The organism is Dactylosporangium sp. CA-233914 (assembly GCF_050942935.1).
Classification (GTDB): domain Bacteria; phylum Actinomycetota; class Actinomycetes; order Mycobacteriales; family Micromonosporaceae; genus Dactylosporangium.
Genome location: NZ_CP192030.1, coordinates 6,834,437 through 6,855,778, shown reverse-complemented (window position 1 = coordinate 6,855,778; position 21,342 = coordinate 6,834,437). Strand labels below are relative to the sequence as shown.

Sequence of the window (21,342 nt, the reverse complement as noted above, 5' to 3'; positions counted from 1 at the left end):
TGGGATGATCCAGATGTCGTTCACGTTGCCGTTGCCGGCGGGGCGGCGTGGGGAGGGTGCGGCGCTGCAGCTGGCGGCGAAGATGGGTGTCGATCCGGCGATGGTGGTGCACGCCCGGCCGATCGGTGACGGGCACACGTTCTATGTCGTCTACGGCCGGGTCAACCACCTTGTCGAGCCGGGGAAGGTCGATGTCGCCGAACGTGAGTATCCGTTGTTGAGTGCGAAGGATGTCAACGCTGCGGTGCGGGGCCGGCTGCGGCGCAAGTACGTTGTGGTCGGTGCCTGTATCGGCACGGACGCGCACACCGTCGGTATCGACGCGATCCTCAACGTCAAGGGTATCGCCGGGGAGAAGGGCCTGGAGTACTACCGGGAGCTGCGGGTGGTCAATCTCGGTGCGCAGGTGCCGGTCGCTGACCTCGTCGAGGTCGCTGCGGCGGAGCGGGCCGATGCCGTGCTCGTCAGTCAGGTCGTCACGCAGCGGGACGCGCATCTGCGCAACGTCCGTGCCATGTCGGCGGCGTTCCGGGAGGCGTTCCCGCCGGCGCGGCGGCCGCTGCTGGTGGCGGGCGGGCCCCGGTTCGACGAGACGATGGCCGGTGATCTCGGCGTCGACCGGATCTTCGGCCGGGGTACCACCCCGGGTGAGGTCGCTTCGTACCTCGCTCACACCATCATCACCGCGACAGGCAGGCGTTCATGAGTCTGGTGGGGACGACGGTCGTGCACCGCCGGTATGTGGCGTATTCCCACGCCCATTACGGCGGGAACCTCGTCGACGGCGCGTACAGTCTTGGGCTGTTCGGTGACGCCGCCACGGAGTTGTGTATCCGTACCGACGGCGATGAGGGCTTGTTCGCCGGGTACGGCACGGTTACGTTCCACGCCCCCGTGTATGCGGGTGATGTCGTGGAGGTCACGGCTGTTGTCGTCGGGCAGGGCCGGCGTAGCCGCACGGTCGAGTTCACCTGTCACGTCACCTGCCGGGCGGCACCGGATCGGGGCCCGTCGGCGGCGGACGTCGTCGATCCGCCGCTGCTGGCGGTGTCGGCGACCGGGACTGTTGTCGTGCCGTGAGGGTCGCCTGCCTCGACGTCGGCTCCACCGACACGAAGCTCGCCGTCGTCGACGTGGGCAGCGGTGAGCTTGTCCGTACCGCGACGCATCCGACGACCGCCGGCAGCGATGTGCTGGACGGGGTCGACGCGTTGCTTCGCGTGGCTGGGCCGGTCGGGCGGGTCTACTGCTGCTCGTCGGCCGGTGGCGGGCTGCGGCTGGCCGTGATCGGGTTCGAGGCGCTCGTGTCGGCCGATGCCGCGCACCGGGTTGCGTTGTCGGCTGGGGCGCGGGTTGTGCACACCACCACGGGGCTGCTGTCCACGGCGGCGATCGGGGGGCTGCGGGCGGCCCGGCCCGATGTGCTGCTGCTGGCCGGTGGCACGGACGGCGGCGATATCGGCACCATTGTGCACAATGCCCGGCGGCTGGCCGCTGCCCGGTGGCGGGTGCCTGTTGTGGTCGCGGGCAACCGCGACGCGCAGGAGGAGGTCGCCGCTGTGCTTGCCGGCCGTGGCGTGCCGGTCACCGCGGCCGGGAACGTGCTGCCCCGTATCGGTGTCATCGACCCCGGTCCGGCCCGGGCCGCGATCCGGGACGTGTTCATCCGGCACGTGATCGGCGGGAAGCGGCTCTCCCGCGGGGCCCGGTTCGCGTCGATGGTCGACGCGGCGACCCCTGACGCGGTCCTGTGCGGTGTCGGGGTTCTTGCCGCCGGGGTCGGCGGGGATCTGCTCGTCGTCGATGTCGGCGGGGCCACCACCGACGTGTACAGCGCGCTGCAGCCGCGTGACATACCCGGGGGTGCGGTCGCCGGGGTGCTGTGGCAGGCGCGGACCGTCGAGGGTGACCTCGGTGTGCGGTGGAACACCGGCGGTATCCGTGCCGCCGCCGGCCGGGAACGTCTCACCGTCGCCCCCGGCCGGCTCGGCCTGGCTGCCGCCGCGGTCACCGTCGGCGTGCGCCGTCACACCAGAGCGGGACGCGATCTGCGGCACGTCGTGTCGGTCGTGGTGTCCGGCGGTGTGTTCCGGCATGCTGAGGCGGCTGCGGCCACCGCGGCGGTCGCGCCGACGCTGGCCGACTATGCCGGCGGCTGGGCGTTGCCCCGTTCGCCTGTCGTCGCTGTCGACACCGCGTATGTGCTCGCCGCTGCCGGTCTGCTCGCCGGTGACCATCCGGGGGTTGCGGCCGCACTCACGGCGACACTGCGTTCCGTGGTCGCGTAGGTGCATGCTGTGATCGGTCGGGTGAACCGTGGCCGACACGCCCGCACGACACGCCGCCACCGCCAAATCCATCCCGGGGGGCGGTTGACATCCACCCCGCGCGGGCGCGTACCGTCTTTGCGTCCTACTTCGGGAAGGATGACCGCGGTTCGCTACCCCCCAACGCCGGCTGGCCGGACGTCCACGTCAACCGATGGGACGATCCCGGGATCAGCGGGCGGGGGTCGGAGGGGGCTGCGAACGGGCATCCACCGGTGTCAGGGCAGGGGGGATCACGCGGCCAGTAGACAACGGCACGCGCCCGGGCAGCCAGCCCGCGCCGTCGCCGGAACGAAGGCCGCGCACGAACGTCACTGCCGCACCGGCCGGACAAAGGGCCTGGGAGCGTGGGGCGCGACCTCGGTCGCGCCCCCATTTCAGCCCTCTGGCCCGCCTGCTACGGGCCCGGCCGCGCGTTCCGCCGCGGCCGGCACCCGTCGCGGTCCCGCCGCGCCGCCACCGGCCCGATCGGCACCAGGCCGACGAACGCCTCGGCGCCCTCGATCGGCGAGCACCGCCGCGAACAGGTCCGGCCGGGCCCTGGTCGGCCGTGCGCCCGACCCGCGCCGGCCCTGCTGCATGCGCTCAGGCGACGGCCCGCCTGCGCTGGTGGGTGCTCGCGTGCCCGGCGGGCTCCATGGCCGGTGCTCGTCCGAGCCCGTGGGTGAACCGGCTCGGGCGGCGGCGGGCGACTGCGACGCAACCCGCGTTCCGTCCAGCCGTGGCCCGGACTCGAGCACCGTGCTGCGCCCTCCGTTCGCCGGGGATGCCGCTTCGTGGTCGAGACGTGACGCGGCCGCCGGGGATGAATCGGAAATGTCGCCTTTGTCGGCATCCATGGCGGAGCGGACCGTACGCGGAAGATGACCGGCGCATGAAGGCCTGCGCGCCGTCGAGGCACGCTCCAGCCGATTCCCGGCCGCCCGACCCCGCGATTCCACGTTCGGGCGACTTACCCCGCATAATGGGCGCCGCAAGCGCGAAACGACGCGGTCCGACAACCCGGGATGGCGCAGGTGACGTTGGTCGAAGAGCAGTCCGCCGCCGCGCCCGCAGCCCCCGGCGGGCCCGACCGCGACAACGCCCCCGCCCCGCCCCTGCCGATGTGGGCGGCGCTGCTGGCCGCCGCCGTCGCCGGCGGGGCGATGCTCGTGGCGTTCCCGCCCTACGGGGTGTGGTGGGCCGCTCCCGCCGCCGTCGCGCTGCTCGCCGTCGCCGTGCACCGGCGGCGGCTGCGGGCCGGGCTCGGGCTCGGCGCCGTCACCGGGGCGCTGTTCTTCACCCCGCTGCTGTCGTGGACGAACCTGCACACCGGCATGGTCCCGTGGCTGCTGCTGTCGGGGCTCGAGACACTGTACTTCGGGCTCGTCGGCGCCGCCGTCGCCGCGATCAGCCCGCTGCTGGAGCGCCGGCACGGCTGGAACCGCGGCGGCTGGGCGTGGCCCGTCGCCGTCGGGGCGCTGTGGACGGCGCAGGAGGCGCTGCGGGACCGGACCCCGTTCGGCGGGTTCCCGTGGGGGCGCCTCGCGTTCAGCCAGGACACGTCGCCGCTGCTGCGTCTGGCCGCCGCCGGTGGGGCGCCGCTGGTCACGTTCGCCGTCGCGCTCATCGGCGGGCTGCTGGGCTACGCGGTGCTGCGCGGCGTCGGGGCCGGCCCCGACATCCGCCGCGCCGTCGCTCCCCTGGCCGCGGTCGTGGCCGGGTGCGCCGTGGCCGGGGCCGCTCAAGCGGTACCGTTGAAGGCTCCCGGCGGCCGAAGCGTCTACGTGGCCGTCGTGCAGGGCAACGTGCCACGGCTCGGGCTGGACTTCAACGCGCAGCGGCGTGCCGTGCTCGACAACCACGTCAACGCCACGATCGCGCTCGGGCGGCAGGTGCGGGCCGGGCTCGCCCGCCGGCCCGACCTCGTGGTGTGGCCGGAGAACGCCAGCGACATCGACCCGCTGCGCAACGCCGACGCCGGGCTGCTCATCGACAAGGCCGCGAACGAGGTCGGCGCGCCGATCCTGGTCGGGGCGGTGCTGTACAGCTCGCAGACCGGGGTCGAGAACGCCGGGCTGGTCTTCGGGCCCGGCCGTGACCTCGGCGACGCCGTGCCGAAGTACGTCAAACGCCACCCGGTGCCGTTCGCCGAGACGATGCCGCTGCGCTCCATCGCCCGGCTGGTGTCCAAGGAGGTCGACCGGGTCACCGACATGACCGCCGGCACCCGGCCCGGGGTGCTGCAGGTCGGGCCCGCCACCGTCGGTGACGTCATCTGCTTCGAGGTCGCCTACGACGGGCTCGTGCGCGACACCGTCGTCGGCGGCGGGCAGCTGCTGGCGGTCCAGACCAACAACGCCACCTTCGACGAGGCCGAGGCCCGCCAGCAGCTGGCGATGGTCCGGCTGCGCGCCGTCGAGCACGGCCGTGACGCGCTCATGGCCTCCACGGTCGGCATCAGCGCATTCTCCGACCACACCGGCGCCACCAGCGGCGAAACGCGGTTCGACACCCCCGCGGTCATCCTCGGCGAGCTGCGTCTGGGCGCCCAACGTACGCTTGCGACAAGGCTGGGAGCGATCCCCGAATACGTGATCGTGGTCCTGGCGCTGGCCGGGATCGCCGCCGCGTGGTGGTATCGACGCCGCCCGGCGGGCACCACGGACAGTGACATACGGTCGGACGTCGAATCCGGCGCCGGCAGCACCGAACACACCGACAACGCCGCCCCAGGCATCAAGGAGGACCTGTGAGCACAACCGACCGAGGCGTGAACCAATACCCCGGAGTCGGCAGGGTCCTCGTCATCATCCCCACGTACAACGAGGCCGACAACATCCGGATCATCGTCGACCGGGTCCGCAAGGCCACCCCGTGCGTCGACATCCTCATCGCCGACGACAACAGCCCGGACGGCACCGGTGCCATCGCCGACGAGCTGTCGGCCGCCGACCCGGCCGTGCACGTCATGCACCGCGCCGGCAAGCAGGGCCTCGGCGCGGCGTACATCGCCGGGTTCAACTGGGGCACCGAGCGGGGTTACGACGCCGTCGTGGAGATGGACGCCGACGGCTCCCACGCCCCGGAGGAGCTGCCGAGGCTGCTCGACGCGCTCGCCGACAACGACGTGGTGCTCGGGTCGCGGTACATCAAGGGCGGCAAGACCGTCAACTGGCCGTTCCACCGGCAGGCGATCTCCCGCACCGGCAACGTGTACGTGCGGCTCGCGCTCGGCATGCCGCTGCGTGACGCCACCGGCGGGTACCGGGCGTACCGGACGCCGGTCCTGGGCAAGATCGACCTCGACTCGATCGCGTCGCACGGGTACTGCTTCCAGGTCGACCTCGCCTGGCGCTCCCACAAGGACGGGTTCCGGGTCGCCGAGGTGCCCATCACGTTCACCGAACGCGAACGCGGCCAGTCGAAGATGAGCTCCAGCATCGTTCGTGAGGCACTGTGGAAGGTGACCGTTTGGGGCACCGCGGCCCGGTGGAACGCGCTCAAGCGGGGTGTGGCCGGTAGCGGCCCGGCCAAGGGCAGCCAGGGGCGCTGAGGAGGGGACGGGACACATGCGAGGGCTCGGCTGGGCGGCAATCGGCGCGTTCCTGCTGGTGATCGCCGAGATCACCGTGTTCGTGCTGGTCGCCCGGGCGATCGGCTGGGGCTGGGCCGTGCTGATCGGCCTGGCTACCATGGCCGTCGGGTTCATGCTGGTCAAACGTGAGGGTGTCCGGGCCTGGCGCCGGTTCCGGGCCGCTCTCGCGGAGGGCCGGCCCGCCGGCGGCGAGGTGTCCGACGGCCTCGCCGGGCTGATCGGCGCGCTGCTGCTGATCGTCCCCGGGTTCCTCACCGACGTCGCCGGGCTGCTGCTGCTCGCCCCGCCGGTGCGGGCGTTCGCCGGCCGGCGGGTCCGTCGCGTCGCCGAACGGCGCATCTCCCCGGCCGCCGCCGGTGACCTGTTCGGCCCGCGGATCGTGCGCGCCGAACGGACCGCGAACCCGGCCCCGCCGGCCGCCGCCGGCGACCAGCCCGGCGTCCCCGGCGAGATCGTCGAGGGCGAGATCATCGACCCGCACCCGCACAACCGGTGAAGGCCGCACCCGTCACCGTCGCCGCGCTCGCCACCACCCTCGCCGACCGGGCCCTCGCCCTCGACGCCGGCCACCCCGCCCGCGTCGGCGTCGACGGCGCCCCGACCGCCGGCACCGCCGAACTCGCCGCAGCGGTCGTCGAGGCCGTCGAGGCTGCCGGGACACCCGTGCTGCACGTGCCCGCCGCCGGGTTCCTGCGGGCCGCGTCGCTGCGGTTCGAACGCGGCAAGACCAACCCGGACGCGTACTACGAGGACTGGCTCGACCTGCGGGCCCTCACCCGGGAAGTGCTCGGACCGGCCGGGCCCGGCGGCAGCGGACGGGTCCTGCCGTCGCTGTGGGACCCCGTCGCGGACCGGGCCACCCGGGCCGCGTACGTGCGGCTGCCCGCCCACGCCGTGATCGTCGTGTCCGGGGTGTTCCTGCTCGGCGCCGGCCTCGAGTTCGACGTCACCGCACACCTCATGCAGTCCGACGCGGCGCTGGCCCGGCGGCTGCCGCCCGGCCTCGCGTGGACACTGCCGGCGTTCGGCCGATACCGGGACGAGGTCATGCCGCAGTACCAGGCCGACGTCGCCGTCCGCGCCGACGACCCCCGCCACCCGGCGGTCGTGACCACCCTCTGAGCTGCGGGTTCGGCTCTGCGCGGACGAGGCGGGCAAACAGGCCGGCGACGGCTAGCGTGGGGTCGTGAAGACGTTCTGGCTGGACCGCGACCACGACCGCTACGAGGCGATGGTCCTGTCCGCACCCAGCGCGTTCACCCACAGCCTCGGCGACATCGCCCCCGTCACGTTCGCCTGCATCGCCTGGACCCTCGCCACCGCGCCGATCCTCGACCCCGGATATGTGCGCTGGCACCGGCGCGTGCTGTCCGCGACCTGCGGCCGCAACCCGTTCGACGGCGGCCTCACCGCCCGGGTCGAGCTCGTCTCGCCGCTGCCGGCCGGGCTCACCGCCACCCGCGCCTGGTGGCGCGACCGCGGCTGGCGTGGCTGGCCGGAGCTGTTCGGGCAGTTCGTGCCGCCCACCGACCGGGACCTCAGCCGCAACCCGCACCTGCGCACCACCCTGCTCATCGAGGCGCCCCTGCCGCTGGACGGCCTGCCCGAGGCACCCGAGCCCGGCACCGGCGCCCAGGACGTCGCCGCGGCCGCCGCCCGCGCCGTCACCGTCCTCGTCCGCGACCTGTCCGAGCTCGTCGGGCCCGTCGTGCAGCAGCTGGACGCCGACCCGTCACTGCAGGGCAACGGGTAGGGCGGATCCCGCTTGCCCGGCGGAGGGCGAATTGGGAGGGTTCTCCGGTGGAGGTACGGGCCCTCACCGGCGACCAATGGCGGCTCAAACGGGACCTGCGGCTCGCCGCGCTGCGTGACAGCCCGCACGCCTTCGTCAGCACCCACGCCCGCGAAGCCAGACGCAGCGAGGCCGATTGGCGTTCGTGGCCGCCCGGCGGGGCGTTCTTCGCCGCCTTCGACGGTCCGTCAGCACCTGTCGGGATCGTCGGGGCGTGGGTGGCGGCGGCCGCGCCCGGCACGACACACCTGATCGGCATGTGGGTGGCGCCCGCCGTGCGGGGCCGCGGCATCGCGGGACTGCTGGCCGAGGCGGTGGTCGGGTGGGCCCGCTCCTGCGGGCACGACACCGTCGAGCTGGAACTGGCCTGCGGGAACACGGCCGCGCTGAACGCCTACCTGCGCTGCGGGTTCGTACCGGCGGACCGGCACCCGTTCACCAGCGGCGGTACCGTCCTGGTCCGCCCGGTCGCGTAGCTGCTCCGCGCTCGTGCCGGGCCGTCGTCCGGCGCGTCGGCCTGGCGTACTGCCTGCGCCCTGGTGTTCCGTTCTCGCTCCTGCGCTGTGGCCGTCCCGCCCCGGGCCTCGCATGCGGCGGCTCCCGGCCCGAGTGGCGCTGTTGTGTCCGGGCTCTGCCATTCCCTGGTGTACCCGACGGCCACCGGCACCGGGGCGTCGAGGTTGACCACCTGGTGCGGCTGGGCTCTCGTGCTCCTGCTGTGCTTCGGCGTGCCCTCCAGCGCCGTTCACGTCAGGCCTTTCCTGTGCCTCGGCCCTTCCAGCGGGCCCTTGGCTGCTCGGCGCCCCGGCCGTGTGCTCCCGGATGTTCTCCCGCCCGGCGCCGGCTTGTCCGATCGTGCCGCTGGGTGTTGCCGGGTCCTTGCCAGACGTGGCCTGTGTCGCCCACGGGCCCGCCGGGTTCGGACATTTCGCCTATAGCGATCCTCGCCGGTCGGCGTTGCCGGATGGCCACACGGCCTTCAGCCTTTGCCTGAAAGGATGAAGCGTTTTGCGAGATTTATCCCTTTCGGATACATAGTGTAATCGCGTCATCACGACATGAGGGGGAGTCAAGATGCGAAACGCACAGCGAATCCTGGCCCTGGGCGCCATGACCCTGACCGCCGGCGCGGTCCTCGGCATGACCGCCACGGCCGCGTCCGCCGCCACCGGGCAGGGCGGCCAGGCCACGGTCGCGCAGCCCAAGCCGCACGGCCACGGTAACGGTAACGGCCATGGCAACGACCACGGCAACAACCGCCGTGACCGCACCTGGGTCGCCGGCTGGTACCAGAGCAAGAAGACCTGCGAGTTCTTCGCGTGGATCGGCGAGCGCCAGGGCCGCTTCGACGACGGCAAGTGTGTGCCGTCGATGAACCGCAAGCACGGCTGGCTGCTGATCGCGCACGACTACGGTCGGCGCGGCCACCGCTAGGACAAGCTCTGCACCGTACGGGCGGCCTCCCACCCAGAGAGGCCGCCCGTACGGCATTTCCGGCGCCCGCTACGGCCTGTCTCCCGCGCGGCCGGTCGCGGTCTGCGCCGGCGTCGAGGCCGCCCTCCACCGGACGCCGACCGCGACGGCAGGGAAGGAGGATCGACGCACCGCCCACCGCGCAGGCCGTCACGCCGCTGAACAGACGTCAACGAGCGGAGCTGCATGTCGAACACCGCTGCCTGAGGCCGGGCGCTGCAGGCCGTCGCCGACCTGTCCCTGGCCGCCGCAGGCCGCAGCAGGCCGCACCCAGATCTCATCCACCGGCAGCCGCGATTCGCTCACCGCGGACAGGCCACCCCGACAGAGACAACGAACCTGCCGCTCATCGCCAGGAAGCCGTGCCGCTCGGACTGCGCAGCGTATGGTCACGCGTCGCTCACCGCGGACATGACGAACCTGGTGCCTACCGCCAAGGAGGCCGTGCTGCTCGGACTGTGCAGCGTACGGTCACACATCGCTTACCCCAGACATGTCACCGCGCGGGCCTACACCGCCCGCCGCGCGCCGGCACGCGGCGGGCCCGAGGCGGGCCTGGGCAAGACGAGGCTCGCCGGCGAGATCGAGCGCTTCGGGTCAAACGACCCGGCGACGCCCCGCCAGCAGCAGCACACCCACCGCGGCAGCCACCAGCTGCGACCCACCCAGCCCCGCCATCAGCACCTCCACCGGCCACGCCGCCACCACCGCGAACACGGCCGCCCCCACCGCGGCGGCCGTCAGCTTGAACCCGGCCCCAAGCGTGAACACCTGGGTCCGCACCCGCGGCGGCGCCTCATTCGAGCGCACCTGCAGCACCGACGTCAGCAACGGCCCGTCGAACAACCCCGCCACCGCGAACAACGCCACGACCACCACCCAGCTACCGACGAACGCCACCACCCCCAGCACCGCCCCGATCACGACCAGACACACCAGCGCCAGCCGCTGCGGCGCCACCCGCACCGGCCACCGCGCCATGAGCAGCGACCCGGCGAGCGCCCCCACCCCGATCGCCGTCACCAGCAGCCCACCCCCGGCCGGCCGCCCGTGCGCCGCACCGAGCAGCACGGCGATCGACGGCATCATCCCCTGCCCGAACATCGCCACACAGGTGGCCGCGGTCACCGCCCGCAGCGGCCGCGACACGACAATCGCCCGGAACCCGCCCCGCAGATCGTCGACCAACCTTCCCCGCCCGGCGACACCTCCGACCGCGGCCGTTCCCTTGCCTACCCGACGCCCACCGTCCCGTTCCCTGCCATTGCGTTCCTTGTCCTGTTCCCAGCCAGCCCGTCCGCGGCCGCCTTCTCCCCAGCCGTCGCGTCGCCGGCCCTCTCGTTCCCAGCCGTCCTGTTCCCGGCCGTTGTGTGCACTGTCGTCTCGTTCCCGGCTGTCGTGCTCTCGGCCTTCAGGTTCCCTGTCGCCCAGTTGCCAGCCGTCGTGTTCCCAGCGGCCCGGCTCCTGGCCGTCCCGGTCGCCGCCGTGCTGCTCGTGACCGTCTCGTCCTCGATGGCTCGCGACCCCGCTGTACGGCTTGTCGGCGGGCTCGTCACCGGTCGCCGGCCCGGCCGCCGCCGCGACCGTGGTCACCGCCGTCGCCGGCGCCGGTACGGTCCGTGCATCGCGGTTCATCAGCCCCGGTGCGGGCCTTGCGTGCACGGTCAGCAACAGCACCGCCGCGGACAGGCACGAAACCGCGAGCACCGCCGCGGCGAGCGGCGCACCAGCCGCCACCACCAGCGCCGCCCCAGCGGCTGGGCCGAAGATGTCCGCGACGTTGTACGTGGCGGCGTCCAGCCCCCGGAACCGGCGAAGATCCTCCGCGGCGACGACGTCGTCGAGGCGGCTCGACAGGCCACCGAACACCATCGACCCGCAGCAGCCCGCCACGAGCGCCAGCGCCAGCACGACCGGCTGCGGTACGCGACCAAGCAGCGACAGGACGCCCCCGAGCGCCGCGCCGAAGACGCCGACGAACACCGCGTGCGCCAGCCCCGGCCGGCGGGCGCGGTCGGTGACCACGCCGACGAACGGACCGGCGACCACATGCGGGACCAGGAGCATCGCCAGGACCAGCGACCCCTGCGCCGGCCCGCCGAACTGGCGCACGGAGGCCAGCACGATCACCACCGCGGCACCCGAATCCGCAGTCCGCGCCAGGGTCGCCGCGATCAGTAGCCGGGCCGCGCTCACCAAAGATCACCCGATCGGCCCGATCGGGTGGCCGACACGCTGCGAAACGCCGCGATGACGGGCAGGATTTGTCCATGTATGTTGCAGTGACAAACCGTAACGACGGCATCGCCCTCGTCTCGATCCGCGGTGCCATCGACCTCACCACCGCACCCGAGCTGCGCGACACGGTGCACGCGCTGCTCGACGCCGGACGCACACGCATCGTGGTCGACCTCGCCGGCGTCGAGTTCTGCGACTCGATCGGCCTGGGCACCTTCGCGTACGGCCGCAATCACTGTGTCGCCTCCGGCGGCTTCCTCCGCCTCGCCGCGCCGACACCGTTCCTGGCCGGCCTGTTACGCACGGTCGGACTGGCCGGCCCGATCCCCGTGCATACCACCGTCACCGACGCCCTGCGCGTCGACACCCCGGCCGCCTGAGCGCGCCACCGCTGCGCGGGCCGCGGCCACGGCTGCGGGCTCATGCGCCGGGCCGATCCGGCCGCGGCCGAGGGCCCACCCGGAGGTGGCCGTCCCGGCGCCTCGGCCGTCGACACCACGCCGCCACGTCGCAGCCGCCCAGGCGCCCCGCGTTCACCGGTCGCGACGGAGCCAGTGCGCCGGGTGGCTGAGGCGCGCGGGCAGCTTCGTCGACGTGTCGCCGGACGCGGCGTCGAGCTGCGACTGGATCAGGAACAGGGTGGTGCTCAGATCGGCCCCGGTCAGGTCCGCGCCCCGCAGGTCCGCGCCGATCACGTCGGCATTGCGCAGGTCGGCACCGCGCAGGTCCGCGCCGATCAGCAGCGCGCCGCGCAGGTCGGTGTCGCGCAGATCCCGGCTGCGAAGCTTCGCGCCGATGAGGTTCCTGCTCATCGCGATCGGTACGCCACCACCGCGGCTTCGTGGCGTGCCCGGTCGGCCACCGTGGGTGCTGTCACGGTCCTGGTCGGGTTCGCCACGCCGTGTTCTGTCACGGCCCTGGTCCGGTCGGCCGTGCCGTGTTCTGTCGCGGTCCTGGCCTGGTGCGCCGTTCCGCCTTCCGGCGCGGCTCTGGCCGGGTGTCCGCTGTGACGGCGAGTCCTCGTCGGGCGCCGGTGTGCGGGCGAGCGCGCTGGCCTCGCGCAGGAGCGGGGCGACCCGGTCGCGGTGACGTTCCGCGTCCGCGGGCGTCAGGTCGTCGGGCGCGTCACGCAGAGCCTGCGTCGCCGACAGCGCGTCGTCGAGGGCCTCGCGCAGGGGCGTGGACTGGGGGAGGGAGCGGGCTTCAGTGAGGTACCAGATGAGTTCGTGCAGGACGCGGACCGCAGCGAAGACCTCGAACATCCGCGGCGCGGACGCTGGATCGCGACGCCAGTCGCGGCCCTCGTAGACGACTTGGGCGACGTGCTGGCCGGCGCCGAAACAGTCGTAGACGGTGCAGCCGGCGAAGCCGCGCTGCCGCAGCTGGGTGTGGATGCCGCAGCGGAACGTCTCGCCGAGGTTCGGGCAGGGGTGACCGGCCGGTTTGTCGATCGCGAAGTCGGACGAGCGGGAGAACGCCGGGGCGGCACAGCACAGCCCGAAACACTGTGAGCAGTCAGCACGTAGCTCTGGGTTCATGGCGCCTTCCTGTCCGCGCCGACGCTACCTCGCGCGCGGTGCGCTGCAACGCAATTCCCGTCCCGGCTTCGGCTTCAAGGCCGTCACGGTCCGTGCTTCGCCGAAGCTGCGCGGATCCGGCCTGCGAGGCGCCTGGGCGGGACGCGGGACGGGTGCGCGTTGGACCACCCCGCCGCCCCGCCCGAGCGCGACACGCCGAGAAGCCCCGGCGGATGGCCGGGGCTTCTCGGATTCCGGTCGAGCTGTTACGCGGAGCGACCGCGGCGCAGGCGAACCTCTGCGAGCCGCTCGTTGAGGATGTCCTCGAGCTCGGCGATGGTGCGCCGCTCGAGCAGCATGTCCCAGTGGGTGCGCGGCGGCTTCGCCTTCTTCTGCTCGGGCTCGCTGCCGTCGACCAGCCGCGCCACGCTGCCGTCGAACTTGCACTCCCAGGTCATCGGGACCTCAGCGTCGACAGCGAACGGAACCTCGAACTGGTGCCCCTTGGCGCACAGGTATTCGCGGGTCTGACGCGGAGCCAGCTCGGTGTTGCGGTCGGACTCGTAGCTGACGGCTCCGAGACGGCTGCCGCGCAGCATGCGCTCGCCCATGGTCGGTCTTCCCCTTCGAATCGTGTTGCGCTTCGCTGTAACCAACGACGCCACGTGGTCTGACGATTCCCACTGCGGGCGGGCAGATTACACGACCTACCCGGGACGGCGGTAGGGTAGTCGCCGGGTCGGTACCCTGATTTTACGTTGAGTTTCAATGATCGACCACTGAAGGTGTTTCGCCGCGCGGCTCACCCAAAGTAGTTTCGGCAGGTCACCCTGGCGGTTGACCGTTCTCACCCGGAGGACGGCGGAACGCTTCCGGACACAGTCAGGCGGGTGAGTGCCGCCGTGAGCTGCGTCACCTGATCGCGGAGATCATCAGCCCAGGCGTGCGCCCGGTCCGCCTCGGCCCGCAGCCGGACGAGCTCCTCACGTGCGGAAATGAGCGCCGCCTCGGCCCCCGCCGCCCGCGCACCTTCCGCGTCCAGGCGCCGCTGCAGCCGACTCTGCGTCTCCGCTCCCTCGCGCAGCGCCCGCTCCACGGCTGTGTGCGCGACGTCACGCTCACGTAGTGCGGTGCCGGCCAGGTCGCGGGCGGCGTCGCGCTCCCGGTACGCCTCGGCCCGCAGCGCCGCCTCGGTCGCCGCTTCCCGGCGCGCCGCGTCCCGCTCCGCGGCCGTGGCGTCGGCCGCCTCCCGGTGCTGCGCGGCCATCCGGTCCGCGGCCGCCCGCGCCACGGTGAGGGCCTCCTCCGCCGAAGCCTGGATCTGCGCGATCCTGCGGTCGGCGTCCGTGCGCACCTCGGCGATCGAGCGGTCGGCGGCGGCCCGGACATCGGCGGCCGTACGCTCCATCGCCGCCCTGGCCTCCGCCACCGTCGCCGCCGCGGACGCCTTCGCCTCGGTGATCGCCTGCTCGGCCGTGCTGCGCGCCTGCACCACCGTCGCGGCCGCCGCCTCGTGGGCGTCCGCGACCCGCCGCTCGGCGCTGTCCTGCGCCGCCGCGACCTTCGCATCGGCCTCCGCGGTGACCCGGTGGCCGTGCTCGGCGGCGTCCTGCGCGACCTGCCGGGCCCGTTGCTCCATGGCGTCGAGCCGCTGCTGCATCTCGGCGATGCGCGCCATGCTCTCCCCGCGTACGTGCTCGGTGTCGTCCTGCGCCGACCGGATGCGGGCCTGCGCGTCGAACAGGTCGTTGCGCGCCTGCATCGCCGCCTCATGGGACTCGTCGACCTCGGCCCGCAGTCGCGCCGCCTCCACGCGGGCCTCCTGCAGCTGCGCCCGCGCCTTGCGGGTCTCCTCCCGGGCGTCGTCCCGCTCGGCGTGCGCCGCGACCAGGCCCGCCGCGGCCTCCGCCCGCGCCTCGGCGACCTGCCGCTCGATGCCGGTGGGGGAGACCTCCGCGTGCAGCGCCTCCACGAGATCGCTCAGCGCGTGTTCGAGCCGCTCCGCGATCTCGAACGCCCGGGCCACCTGACCGGTCAGCCCCGGCGACGTACGCTGCCGCATCCGCGCGTTGCGGGCGTTGCGCTGGCACTCGCCGTCGTTGTCGCGGCAGTACCGGAACGGTCGCCCGGCCGCGCTGCGCTGCGGGACCGGCTTTCCGCAGTACGCGCACGGGCGCTCCTCGCCGGAACGCTCGTCCACGAGCCACTCGGCGGCCGCGGACCCGTCCTCGCCGAGCCGTACGTCGATACGGGACTCTGTCACGGAGCACAGCGTAGGCGATTGCCCGCCGGTCCGGCGCGCGACTCGCCCGATTATCGAATTGCTATTACCAATAATTCGATAATCTGGCCGAGATGGCCCCGGGGAGCGCTTCGGCGGCGGTGTCGACGGATACACCATAATGACGGTTATGTTGCAGCGCGCGAGTTCGACGGGCCCCGGCCCTGGCGACGCCGGTGCTGACCGCCCTGCCCCAGCGGAACCGTTGAGTGACAGCTGTCGTCTGCCAGTTGGCATCCTGCGGGCCAACCGGCGGCATCGCCTCCTGATCGCCATCGAGGCGGAGATCCGCGCAGGCCGACGGCACCGAGACGACATCCCCGACGACGTTCGCGCCGCTGCCGCCGGCCTGCTCCATCAAGGGCCGTCACTGACCCGCTTCATCGTCCGGATCCAGAGCAAGATCCACCCCGACTACCGCTTCAGTCCCTGGCTCGGCTACGGGAAGTTCCTGCCCGTCACTGAACGGGTCATGAACGAGATCGCGGCCGTTCAGAACCCTGGCGGCTGGTTGATGTGACGGCGGTCCCGTTTGACGAGGGTCCGTCGAGGCACCGTGTCGGAGGCCGGCGCTTCGGTGAACAACCGGCCTCCCACGGCAGCGCCAGTCCGGCACCGGGCGAGCGGTGAACGCGGACCGCGTCACGTTTCCGGCGGATCGAGCGTCCTTGGGGGCAGTCACCGAGGAGGGCTTGTGTTCGCTGCTTACGTCACGGTCACCTGCGTCGCCGCGGTTTTCACCGGCAGCGCCGCCGTCACCTACCTGCTCGGGCACGACTACCCGAAGGCCCAGGCCGACATGAAACGCATTCCCCGGTCGTGGGTGCCGGTGCTGGGGCTGTTGCTGGCCGCGGGCACGCTGGGACTGCTCGCCGGGTTCGCCGTGCCGCTGCTGGGGACGCTCGCAGCCGGCGGCCTCGTGCTGTACTTCGTCGGCGCGCTCATCGCCCATCTGCGGGTCGGCTCCCGCAAGCTCGTCGGCTGGGCCGCGTTCTTCGTGACCGTCGCGGCCGCGTTCGCCGTGAACCTCGGCTACCGCTGGTGACGCAATCGGCCGGGGACGGTGCACGCCGTCACGGAACTTGTCGAGGCCGTTCCCGGCCGCACCGGTACGGAACGGATCCCCTGCGGACGGTGATGCTGAGCGGAATTCGCGGGAACTCTGTGTCAGGTGCCGAGAATCTGGCGCCGGCACCCGAGGCCACGCCCGTCGCGCCCGGCGGCGCGGCGCTCACGATCGCGCTCGCCAGGGCCGGCAGGGCGAACGACACGCCGAACCCCGTGGTGAGCACAGGCCACGGATACGCGGGAGGTCCTGTACGCCGCTGCCCAGGGCGTGCGGATCAGCAGGTGGAGGTGAAGCCCTCCAGCAGGTTCCGGTCGTAGACGAAGATCACGTAGAGGTTGAAGTCGTGACGCATGACCGGCGGGCCGTACTGGGCGGTGACGTCGGCGGGGGTGCCGTACATCGGGCGCTGCTTCTCCAGCACCACGAACCGGGCATCGTGCGCGGTCGCGTCGTACATGTCCGTGTGCGTCTGCCAGCACATCCCGACCAGCCGTCCGCCTCCACTGAGCGTCGGCACAACCGTGACCTTCCGTGAGGTTCCGACGGTGATGTTGTTCGACACCCAGTACGAGCCGAGGCCGTACCTCAGGCCCTGCCCCCGCAGCCAGTCCGCCGCCTCCTGGCCCTCGATCGGCTCCGCGCGGGGCGGGGCATAGGCGACGAGGGCGGCCAGCTGCGCGACGAGTACCACCGTCAGTAACGCCAGGCCGGCCCGCGCCATCCGTACCCGGGAGACAGCGGACAGCAGTCGCGTCGTCACCCGGGCGGCGAGGACGGCGGACATCGGCAGTACCGGCGCGATCTCACGGGTGGCAAGGGCGTCGATCGGCAGCGTCGAGACGATCTCGGCGACCAGATCGCAGATGATGGCCGCGGCGAGGACGGCGTCGACGCGGTCGGCGGTGCCGCGCAGCACCGCGACCACGGTCAGCGCCAGGGCCGCCGCGGCCAGGATCAGCCCCGGAACCCTCACCGCCTGGAGCAGTGCCTCGACCCAGGGTGACTGGATGCCGGGGCGGCTCGTGCCGTACAGGATGCTCACCATCCGTGACACGGTCTGCGCCCGCTGCGGCCACTGCACGACCGGGGACAACTCGATCGGCGGATGCGGGGCCCGGAACCCGCCGGCCCGCTCGACCAGCCACAGCACCCCGTGCGACAGCAGCACCGACACGATCCCGGCCAGCGCGAGCCGCGCATCCGCACCGCGCAGGTCCCGGGCGCGCAGGGCCCGCAGCGCGGTCACGGCGACGAGCGGCACCGCCCCGACGAACGTGATCAGCGGGTCACCCATCGCACCCCAGGCCAGGACCACCGCGACCGCGTACGGCAGCCACGCACGGTCACGGGCCCGGTCGACCAGCAGCCAGGCGAGCAGCAGCGGCACCGCGGACCCGGTGTGGTTCGGCGACGACAGCAGCGTCTGGTAGCCGACGCCCGGCGCCGGGACCAGCAGCAACGCCACCGCGACCGCGGCCGCCACCCACCGTGACCATCGGGGTGCGTCCGGTGCGAGCGCGACGGACGCGGCGAGCCAGGCGGCCGCCAGCACGACCAGTGTCCACGTGAGCGCCCCGGCGATGTGGATCTGATCCGTGGTCAGCCCGGTGACGATCTGGATCAGGCCGTACTGGATGAGCTCCGTCGGATAGAACGACACATCGGACAAGGTCCAGCCGCGCAGCAGCACGTTGCCGTGGAAGACGTCCCACGCCTGCAGCGCGTTGCTGGCACCGTCGCTGTTCACCGTCACCGCGCGGGCCATGCGCAGGTACGCCAAGAACAGTCCCACCGCGGCGAGGATGCCGATCAGCGCACGGCGCAGATGCCTCATGCGGGGCCATTCTGTCCTACGGCGCGATCCCCCAGCCGGCGAGGACCTCGCCGGCGTGCAGGCCGGGCAGCGGCGGCGGGCCAGGCGGCGCCGGGGACGAAGCCGAGAACCGCGGCGCCGGCTGCGCGACGCCGTCGACGGTGACGAACGTGCCGCGCGCGGCCAGATGCGCATCACCCGGCGCCTCGACCAGCGACAGCACCGGGGCGACGCAGGCGCCGGTGCCGTCGAACACCGCCGCGCGCGTGCCGAGCAAGTTACCGATCGGTGCGGCACACGAAGACCCCCCAACCCAGATATCGACGTTGGTACCGCAGGTGCGTGCGCCGGCTGTGCTCCAGGTATCGGCGCATCGCCACAGCGTCCGGCGAGTCCGGGTTCGCGCGCAGCCAGTCCGACACCGTCCACCACTGCGCGGCCACATACCGGTCCCAGCTGTCGCCGTCGGCGAGGACCATCTCGATCAGCTCCAGCCCGGCGCGCTCGAGCCGGTCGAGCGTGCCCGCCAGCGTGGTGAACTCCTCCTTCGGGATACCCAGCCCCGCACAGGCGTCCGGCGGCGTGTCGTCGGCCCAGAACGGCTCGCCGATGAGCAGCAGGCCGTCCTCACGGACGGCGCGGTGCATGAGGTCCGCGGTCCCGGCCAGGCCGCCGCCGATCCAGGTCGCGCCGATACAAGCCACGATGTCGTACTCCCTGTGCTCACCCCGCACCGCCTCCGCGGCGTCGCCGAGATCGAACACGACCCGATCGGCGACCCCCAGCTCGACGGCGCGCCGGCGGGCCGCCGGCACGAACACGGTGCTGATGTCGACCCCGCGGCCCTCGATGCCGAACGTGTCCGCCCACCGGCACAGCATCTCGCCCTTGCCGCTGGCCAGGTCGAGCAGCCGCTGGCCAGGGCGCAGCCGGCAGATCTCGCCGAGGAGCATCAGCTTCTCCTCGGTCAGCGGGTTGAGGATCCGGTGCCCGGCCTCGGCGATTTCGTGCATGCTCAGGACATCCATGCGGGTGACCGTTTCAGCCGATACGACCGGTGCCCACGAGTGTTCGCCGCCGGCGTTCGCTCGCGGCCCGGCGCGGGTGTCTTTCGTGAGTCGGCGTGCGCGCTGTCATGGCTCGATGCGCACGATCGTCCCGGCGACGGTGGTGAGCAGCGCTCGCTCTTCGGGGGTGAGGTGCCCGGTCAGGGCGAGGCCACTGTCGGAGGTCACCGAGGCACGGATCGCGCCGGTCGAACCCGGGCAGCGGATCGTGCTCGTGTCGTGACCGGTCCGGAGCGAAGCGGCGCGTTGTCTGGGTCGATCCCCGCGAAGCTCATCGAGCCAGACTGGGCGGCGCCTTGTCTGGGTCGATCCTCGCGAAGCTCATCGAGCCAGACTGGGCGGCGGGGCCGGTCATCATGGGCTCAGCCAGGAGGTCGTGCGGCCTCCGCTTCGCTCCGGCCGCATGACCGGCCACCGCCGAAGCACGCGGCCCACGGCTGCGCCGGTGCGGAGCAAGCGGCGGCGCGGCGAGTCAGGACTCGACCGGCTCCTTGCGGGCGAGATGGGACTCCGCGGCCTGGCGCAGGTCGACGTCGTGCACCAGGACCCGGGCCGTGTCGTCGTCCAGCTCGCCGCGCATCACGGCGCTGACCACCGCCGTGCGCTGCGCGTCGAAGTCCGCCGCCGTCGGTGGCCCACCGTGGGTGACCGCGCCCCACACCAGGTCCTTGCCGCGTTCGAGCAGCTCGGCGGCGCGGCGGCGCTCGCCCGCGGTGTCGACGTCGAGGCGGCGCACCAGGGCCCGGATCGTGGTGCCCTGGATGAGCAGCGTGCCGAGCGTGACGAACAGGGCGATCGCCTGGATCGCGTCGCGGCCCGGGAACTCCTCACCGTTGTGCAGGGTGTGTGGTACCGCCGCGGCCGCCGCCAGGGTCAGGATGCCGCGCATGCCGGTCCAGCCGACGATGAGCGACTCGCGAGGCGTCGGCGCGCCGAGCGGCCCCGTCCACTCACCGGCGGCCTGGCCGAACCGGCGGCGCTTCAGCCGGCCCTGCGCACGGCGCATCGCCCGCTCCCGGAACCGCGAATCGCCGGCCATCCGCCGCTCGACCGCGCGGCGGCGCATGTCCCACCACGTGAACATGACCCACACGGCGGCGACGCGGAAGACGATGACCGTCACCAGCAGCACCGCCGCGCTGATCAACGTGATCGACAGGCCCGGCTTCGCGGCGGCGTGGGCGAGGTCGGCGATCACGAAGCGTAGCTGCAGCCCGATGTAGGCGAACACGAACGTCTCGAGCAGGAAGTCGAGCACCGGCCAGACGGAATCCTCCTGCAGGCGGGTGCGATACGCGCTGGCGTACTGGTGCTTCGGGTCCAGCGTGGTGTTGACGCTGAACGAGAACGCGCAGCACACGACGGCCAGGATGCCGGAGGCGTGGATCTGCTCGGCGGTGAGGAACGCGGTGAACGGCAGCAGCAGCGCCAGCGACGTCTCCAGCACCGGATTGTGCAGCCGGGGCCGCAGCCACAGCGCGATCACCGCGAACACGGCCCCGACGACCAGGCCGGTCACCGCGGTGTACGCGAACAGGCCGAACGCGTTGTCGAACAGCGTCTCCTCGGCCCCGGCCGCGGCCGCCGCGAGGCCGAAGAGGGTCAGCGCCGTCGCGTCGTTGACCAGGCTCTCGCCGGTCAGGATCGCCGTGACCCGGCGCGGCAGGCCCAGCTCGTCGCCGTGGGTGACGGTGGTGATCGTGTCCGGCGGGGCGAGGACCGCGCCGAGCAGCAGCGCCGCCGGAAGCCCGATCGCCGGCATCAGCCAGCTGCCGACCAGCCCCGCCGCGCCCGTGGTCAGCACGACCAGCGTCACGCCGAGGGTCAGGATCGGCCAGAGGTTCTGCGAGAAGCCGGAGAACGAGGCGGTACGCGTCGCGGAATACAGCAGCGGCGGCACGACGACGGCGAGAATGAGCTCGCTGTCCAGCTCGAGGCGCGGCATCCCGGGGATGAACGACGCCGCCGCGGCCAGGATGACCACGACGAGGCCGGGCTGGACGCCTCTGCGGTGCGCGATCGCGGAGACCGCGATGCCGCCGACGATGATGAGCAGCAGCTGGACACCGTTCACGAAGGATCACCCTAATGTCCCGGCGGTTCGCCCGTATTTCACACGGACGGTTTCGTTGCGCCGCCCGGCGCCGGCACCGATCGGGTGGTCGCATCGCCGCGGGGCGGGTGAGGG

The 21,342-nt window shown here is 72.7% G+C and carries 21 protein-coding genes; 13 read left to right on the top strand and 8 right to left on the bottom strand.

Annotation, left to right across the window (positions count from 1 at the left end; translation table 11 throughout):
• Positions 1 to 4 precede the first annotated feature (4 nt).
• The 10 genes from ACQPY0_RS30730 to ACQPY0_RS30685 all read left to right on the top strand — a co-directional run bounded on the left by ACQPY0_RS30730 (position 5) and on the right by ACQPY0_RS30685 (position 9,130).
• On the top strand, positions 5 to 706 hold the full coding sequence (locus ACQPY0_RS30730) for an OAM dimerization domain-containing protein (protein ID WP_432995444.1): 702 nt from the start codon (positions 5 to 7) through the stop codon (positions 704 to 706).
• Positions 703 to 1,080 carry a hotdog domain-containing protein gene (locus tag ACQPY0_RS30725; protein WP_432968042.1) on the top strand — a complete coding sequence of 126 codons (378 nt, stop codon included), beginning with the start codon at positions 703 to 705 and terminating at the stop codon, positions 1,078 to 1,080. Before ACQPY0_RS30730 ends, ACQPY0_RS30725 begins: the two co-directional genes overlap by 4 nt.
• The gene (locus ACQPY0_RS30720) at positions 1,077 to 2,288 is read left to right on the top strand and encodes a glutamate mutase L (protein WP_432968039.1); all 1,212 of its coding nucleotides are present in this window, start codon (positions 1,077 to 1,079) and stop codon (positions 2,286 to 2,288) included. The genes ACQPY0_RS30725 and ACQPY0_RS30720 overlap by 4 nt, the downstream gene beginning before the upstream one ends.
• 1,142 nt (positions 2,289 to 3,430) lie before the next feature.
• Positions 3,431 to 5,062, top strand: coding sequence for an apolipoprotein N-acyltransferase (gene lnt, locus ACQPY0_RS30715; protein WP_432995442.1), 1,632 nt, complete (start codon positions 3,431 to 3,433; stop codon positions 5,060 to 5,062).
• Positions 5,059 to 5,862 (top strand): polyprenol monophosphomannose synthase, encoded by an 804-nt coding sequence (locus tag ACQPY0_RS30710; protein WP_432968036.1) that lies wholly within the window; start codon positions 5,059 to 5,061, stop codon positions 5,860 to 5,862. Before lnt ends, ACQPY0_RS30710 begins: the two co-directional genes overlap by 4 nt.
• A gap of 16 nt (positions 5,863 to 5,878) precedes the next feature.
• A complete protein-coding gene (locus tag ACQPY0_RS30705; RefSeq protein ID WP_432968033.1) occupies positions 5,879 to 6,400 on the top strand; it encodes an FxsA family protein in 522 nt (173 codons plus the stop codon).
• Entirely contained in the window at positions 6,397 to 7,026 is a 630-nt protein-coding gene (locus ACQPY0_RS30700; protein WP_432968030.1) for a uridine kinase, read from the top strand. The genes ACQPY0_RS30705 and ACQPY0_RS30700 overlap by 4 nt, the downstream gene beginning before the upstream one ends.
• 64 nt (positions 7,027 to 7,090) lie before the next feature.
• Positions 7,091 to 7,657: a hypothetical protein gene (locus tag ACQPY0_RS30695; protein WP_432968027.1), complete on the top strand. Its 567-nt coding sequence runs from the start codon at positions 7,091 to 7,093 to the stop codon at positions 7,655 to 7,657.
• A 47-nt stretch (positions 7,658 to 7,704) separates the two neighbouring features.
• Entirely contained in the window at positions 7,705 to 8,172 is a 468-nt protein-coding gene (locus ACQPY0_RS30690; RefSeq protein ID WP_432968024.1) for a GNAT family N-acetyltransferase, read from the top strand.
• 598 nt (positions 8,173 to 8,770) lie between these two features.
• Positions 8,771 to 9,130 (top strand): hypothetical protein, encoded by a 360-nt coding sequence (locus tag ACQPY0_RS30685; RefSeq protein WP_432968021.1) that lies wholly within the window; start codon positions 8,771 to 8,773, stop codon positions 9,128 to 9,130.
• A 636-nt stretch (positions 9,131 to 9,766) separates the two neighbouring features.
• On the opposite strand, the gene ACQPY0_RS30680 is transcribed toward ACQPY0_RS30685, so the two are convergent.
• Entirely contained in the window at positions 9,767 to 11,365 is a 1,599-nt protein-coding gene (locus ACQPY0_RS30680; protein ID WP_432968018.1) for an MFS transporter, read from the bottom strand.
• Positions 11,366 to 11,451: 86 nt separating this feature from the next.
• Here ACQPY0_RS30680 and ACQPY0_RS30675 point away from each other — a divergent pair, with 86 nt between their 5' ends.
• Complete coding sequence (locus ACQPY0_RS30675) at positions 11,452 to 11,787, top strand: STAS domain-containing protein (RefSeq protein ID WP_432968015.1); 336 nt, start codon at positions 11,452 to 11,454, stop codon at positions 11,785 to 11,787.
• Between the two features lie 153 nt (positions 11,788 to 11,940).
• Here the strand turns inward: ACQPY0_RS30675 and ACQPY0_RS30670 are convergent, their stop codons facing one another.
• The 3 genes from ACQPY0_RS30670 to ACQPY0_RS30660 all read right to left on the bottom strand — a co-directional run bounded on the left by ACQPY0_RS30670 (position 11,941) and on the right by ACQPY0_RS30660 (position 15,187).
• A complete protein-coding gene (locus ACQPY0_RS30670; RefSeq protein ID WP_432968012.1) occupies positions 11,941 to 12,945 on the bottom strand; it encodes a pentapeptide repeat-containing protein in 1,005 nt (334 codons plus the stop codon).
• Positions 12,946 to 13,190: 245 nt separating this feature from the next.
• Complete coding sequence (locus tag ACQPY0_RS30665) at positions 13,191 to 13,535, bottom strand: RNA polymerase-binding protein RbpA (RefSeq protein ID WP_432968009.1); 345 nt, start codon at positions 13,533 to 13,535, stop codon at positions 13,191 to 13,193.
• 236 nt (positions 13,536 to 13,771) lie between these two features.
• Complete coding sequence (locus ACQPY0_RS30660) at positions 13,772 to 15,187, bottom strand: hypothetical protein (protein ID WP_432968006.1); 1,416 nt, start codon at positions 15,185 to 15,187, stop codon at positions 13,772 to 13,774.
• A gap of 148 nt (positions 15,188 to 15,335) precedes the next feature.
• Between ACQPY0_RS30660 and ACQPY0_RS30655 the strand changes: the two genes are divergently transcribed.
• Complete coding sequence (locus tag ACQPY0_RS30655; protein WP_432968003.1) at positions 15,336 to 15,725, top strand: hypothetical protein; 390 nt, start codon at positions 15,336 to 15,338, stop codon at positions 15,723 to 15,725.
• A 174-nt stretch (positions 15,726 to 15,899) separates the two neighbouring features.
• Positions 15,900 to 16,250, top strand: a complete 351-nt coding sequence (locus ACQPY0_RS30650) for a DoxX family protein (RefSeq protein WP_432968000.1) — start codon at positions 15,900 to 15,902, stop codon at positions 16,248 to 16,250.
• A 298-nt stretch (positions 16,251 to 16,548) separates the two neighbouring features.
• Here ACQPY0_RS30650 and ACQPY0_RS30645 read toward each other — a convergent pair whose 3' ends face one another.
• From ACQPY0_RS30645 to ACQPY0_RS30630, 4 genes are all read right to left on the bottom strand, one after another.
• On the bottom strand, positions 16,549 to 18,108 hold the full coding sequence (locus tag ACQPY0_RS30645; RefSeq protein ID WP_432967997.1) for a hypothetical protein: 1,560 nt from the start codon (positions 18,106 to 18,108) through the stop codon (positions 16,549 to 16,551).
• A gap of 16 nt (positions 18,109 to 18,124) precedes the next feature.
• The gene (locus ACQPY0_RS30640) at positions 18,125 to 18,364 is read right to left on the bottom strand and encodes a hypothetical protein (RefSeq protein WP_432967994.1); all 240 of its coding nucleotides are present in this window, start codon (positions 18,362 to 18,364) and stop codon (positions 18,125 to 18,127) included.
• Between the two features lies 1 nt (position 18,365).
• Complete coding sequence (locus ACQPY0_RS30635) at positions 18,366 to 19,115, bottom strand: SAM-dependent methyltransferase (protein WP_432967991.1); 750 nt, start codon at positions 19,113 to 19,115, stop codon at positions 18,366 to 18,368.
• A gap of 511 nt (positions 19,116 to 19,626) precedes the next feature.
• Positions 19,627 to 21,228 carry a cation:proton antiporter gene (locus ACQPY0_RS30630; protein WP_432967988.1) on the bottom strand — a complete coding sequence of 534 codons (1,602 nt, stop codon included), beginning with the start codon at positions 21,226 to 21,228 and terminating at the stop codon, positions 19,627 to 19,629.
• Between the last annotated feature and the right edge of the window lie 114 nt (positions 21,229 to 21,342).

Bases quoted from the DNA above. Each gene is read 5' to 3' on its own strand.
- ACQPY0_RS30730 (WP_432995444.1), top strand. From the start codon at position 5: ATGATCCAGATGTCGTTCACGTTGCCGTTGCCGGCGGGGCGGCGTGGG.
- ACQPY0_RS30725 (WP_432968042.1), top strand. From the start codon at position 703: ATGAGTCTGGTGGGGACGACGGTCGTGCACCGCCGGTATGTGGCGTAT.
- lnt (WP_432995442.1), top strand. From the start codon at position 3,431: ATGTGGGCGGCGCTGCTGGCCGCCGCCGTCGCCGGCGGGGCGATGCTC.
- ACQPY0_RS30705 (WP_432968033.1), top strand. From the start codon at position 5,879: ATGCGAGGGCTCGGCTGGGCGGCAATCGGCGCGTTCCTGCTGGTGATC.
- ACQPY0_RS30685 (WP_432968021.1), top strand. From the start codon at position 8,771: ATGCGAAACGCACAGCGAATCCTGGCCCTGGGCGCCATGACCCTGACC.
- ACQPY0_RS30670 (WP_432968012.1), bottom strand. From the start codon at position 12,945: ATGAACCCAGAGCTACGTGCTGACTGCTCACAGTGTTTCGGGCTGTGC.
- ACQPY0_RS30665 (WP_432968009.1), bottom strand. From the start codon at position 13,535: ATGGGCGAGCGCATGCTGCGCGGCAGCCGTCTCGGAGCCGTCAGCTAC.
- ACQPY0_RS30655 (WP_432968003.1), top strand. From the start codon at position 15,336: ATGTTGCAGCGCGCGAGTTCGACGGGCCCCGGCCCTGGCGACGCCGGT.
- ACQPY0_RS30645 (WP_432967997.1), bottom strand. From the start codon at position 18,108: ATGAGGCATCTGCGCCGTGCGCTGATCGGCATCCTCGCCGCGGTGGGA.
- ACQPY0_RS30635 (WP_432967991.1), bottom strand. From the start codon at position 19,115: ATGGATGTCCTGAGCATGCACGAAATCGCCGAGGCCGGGCACCGGATC.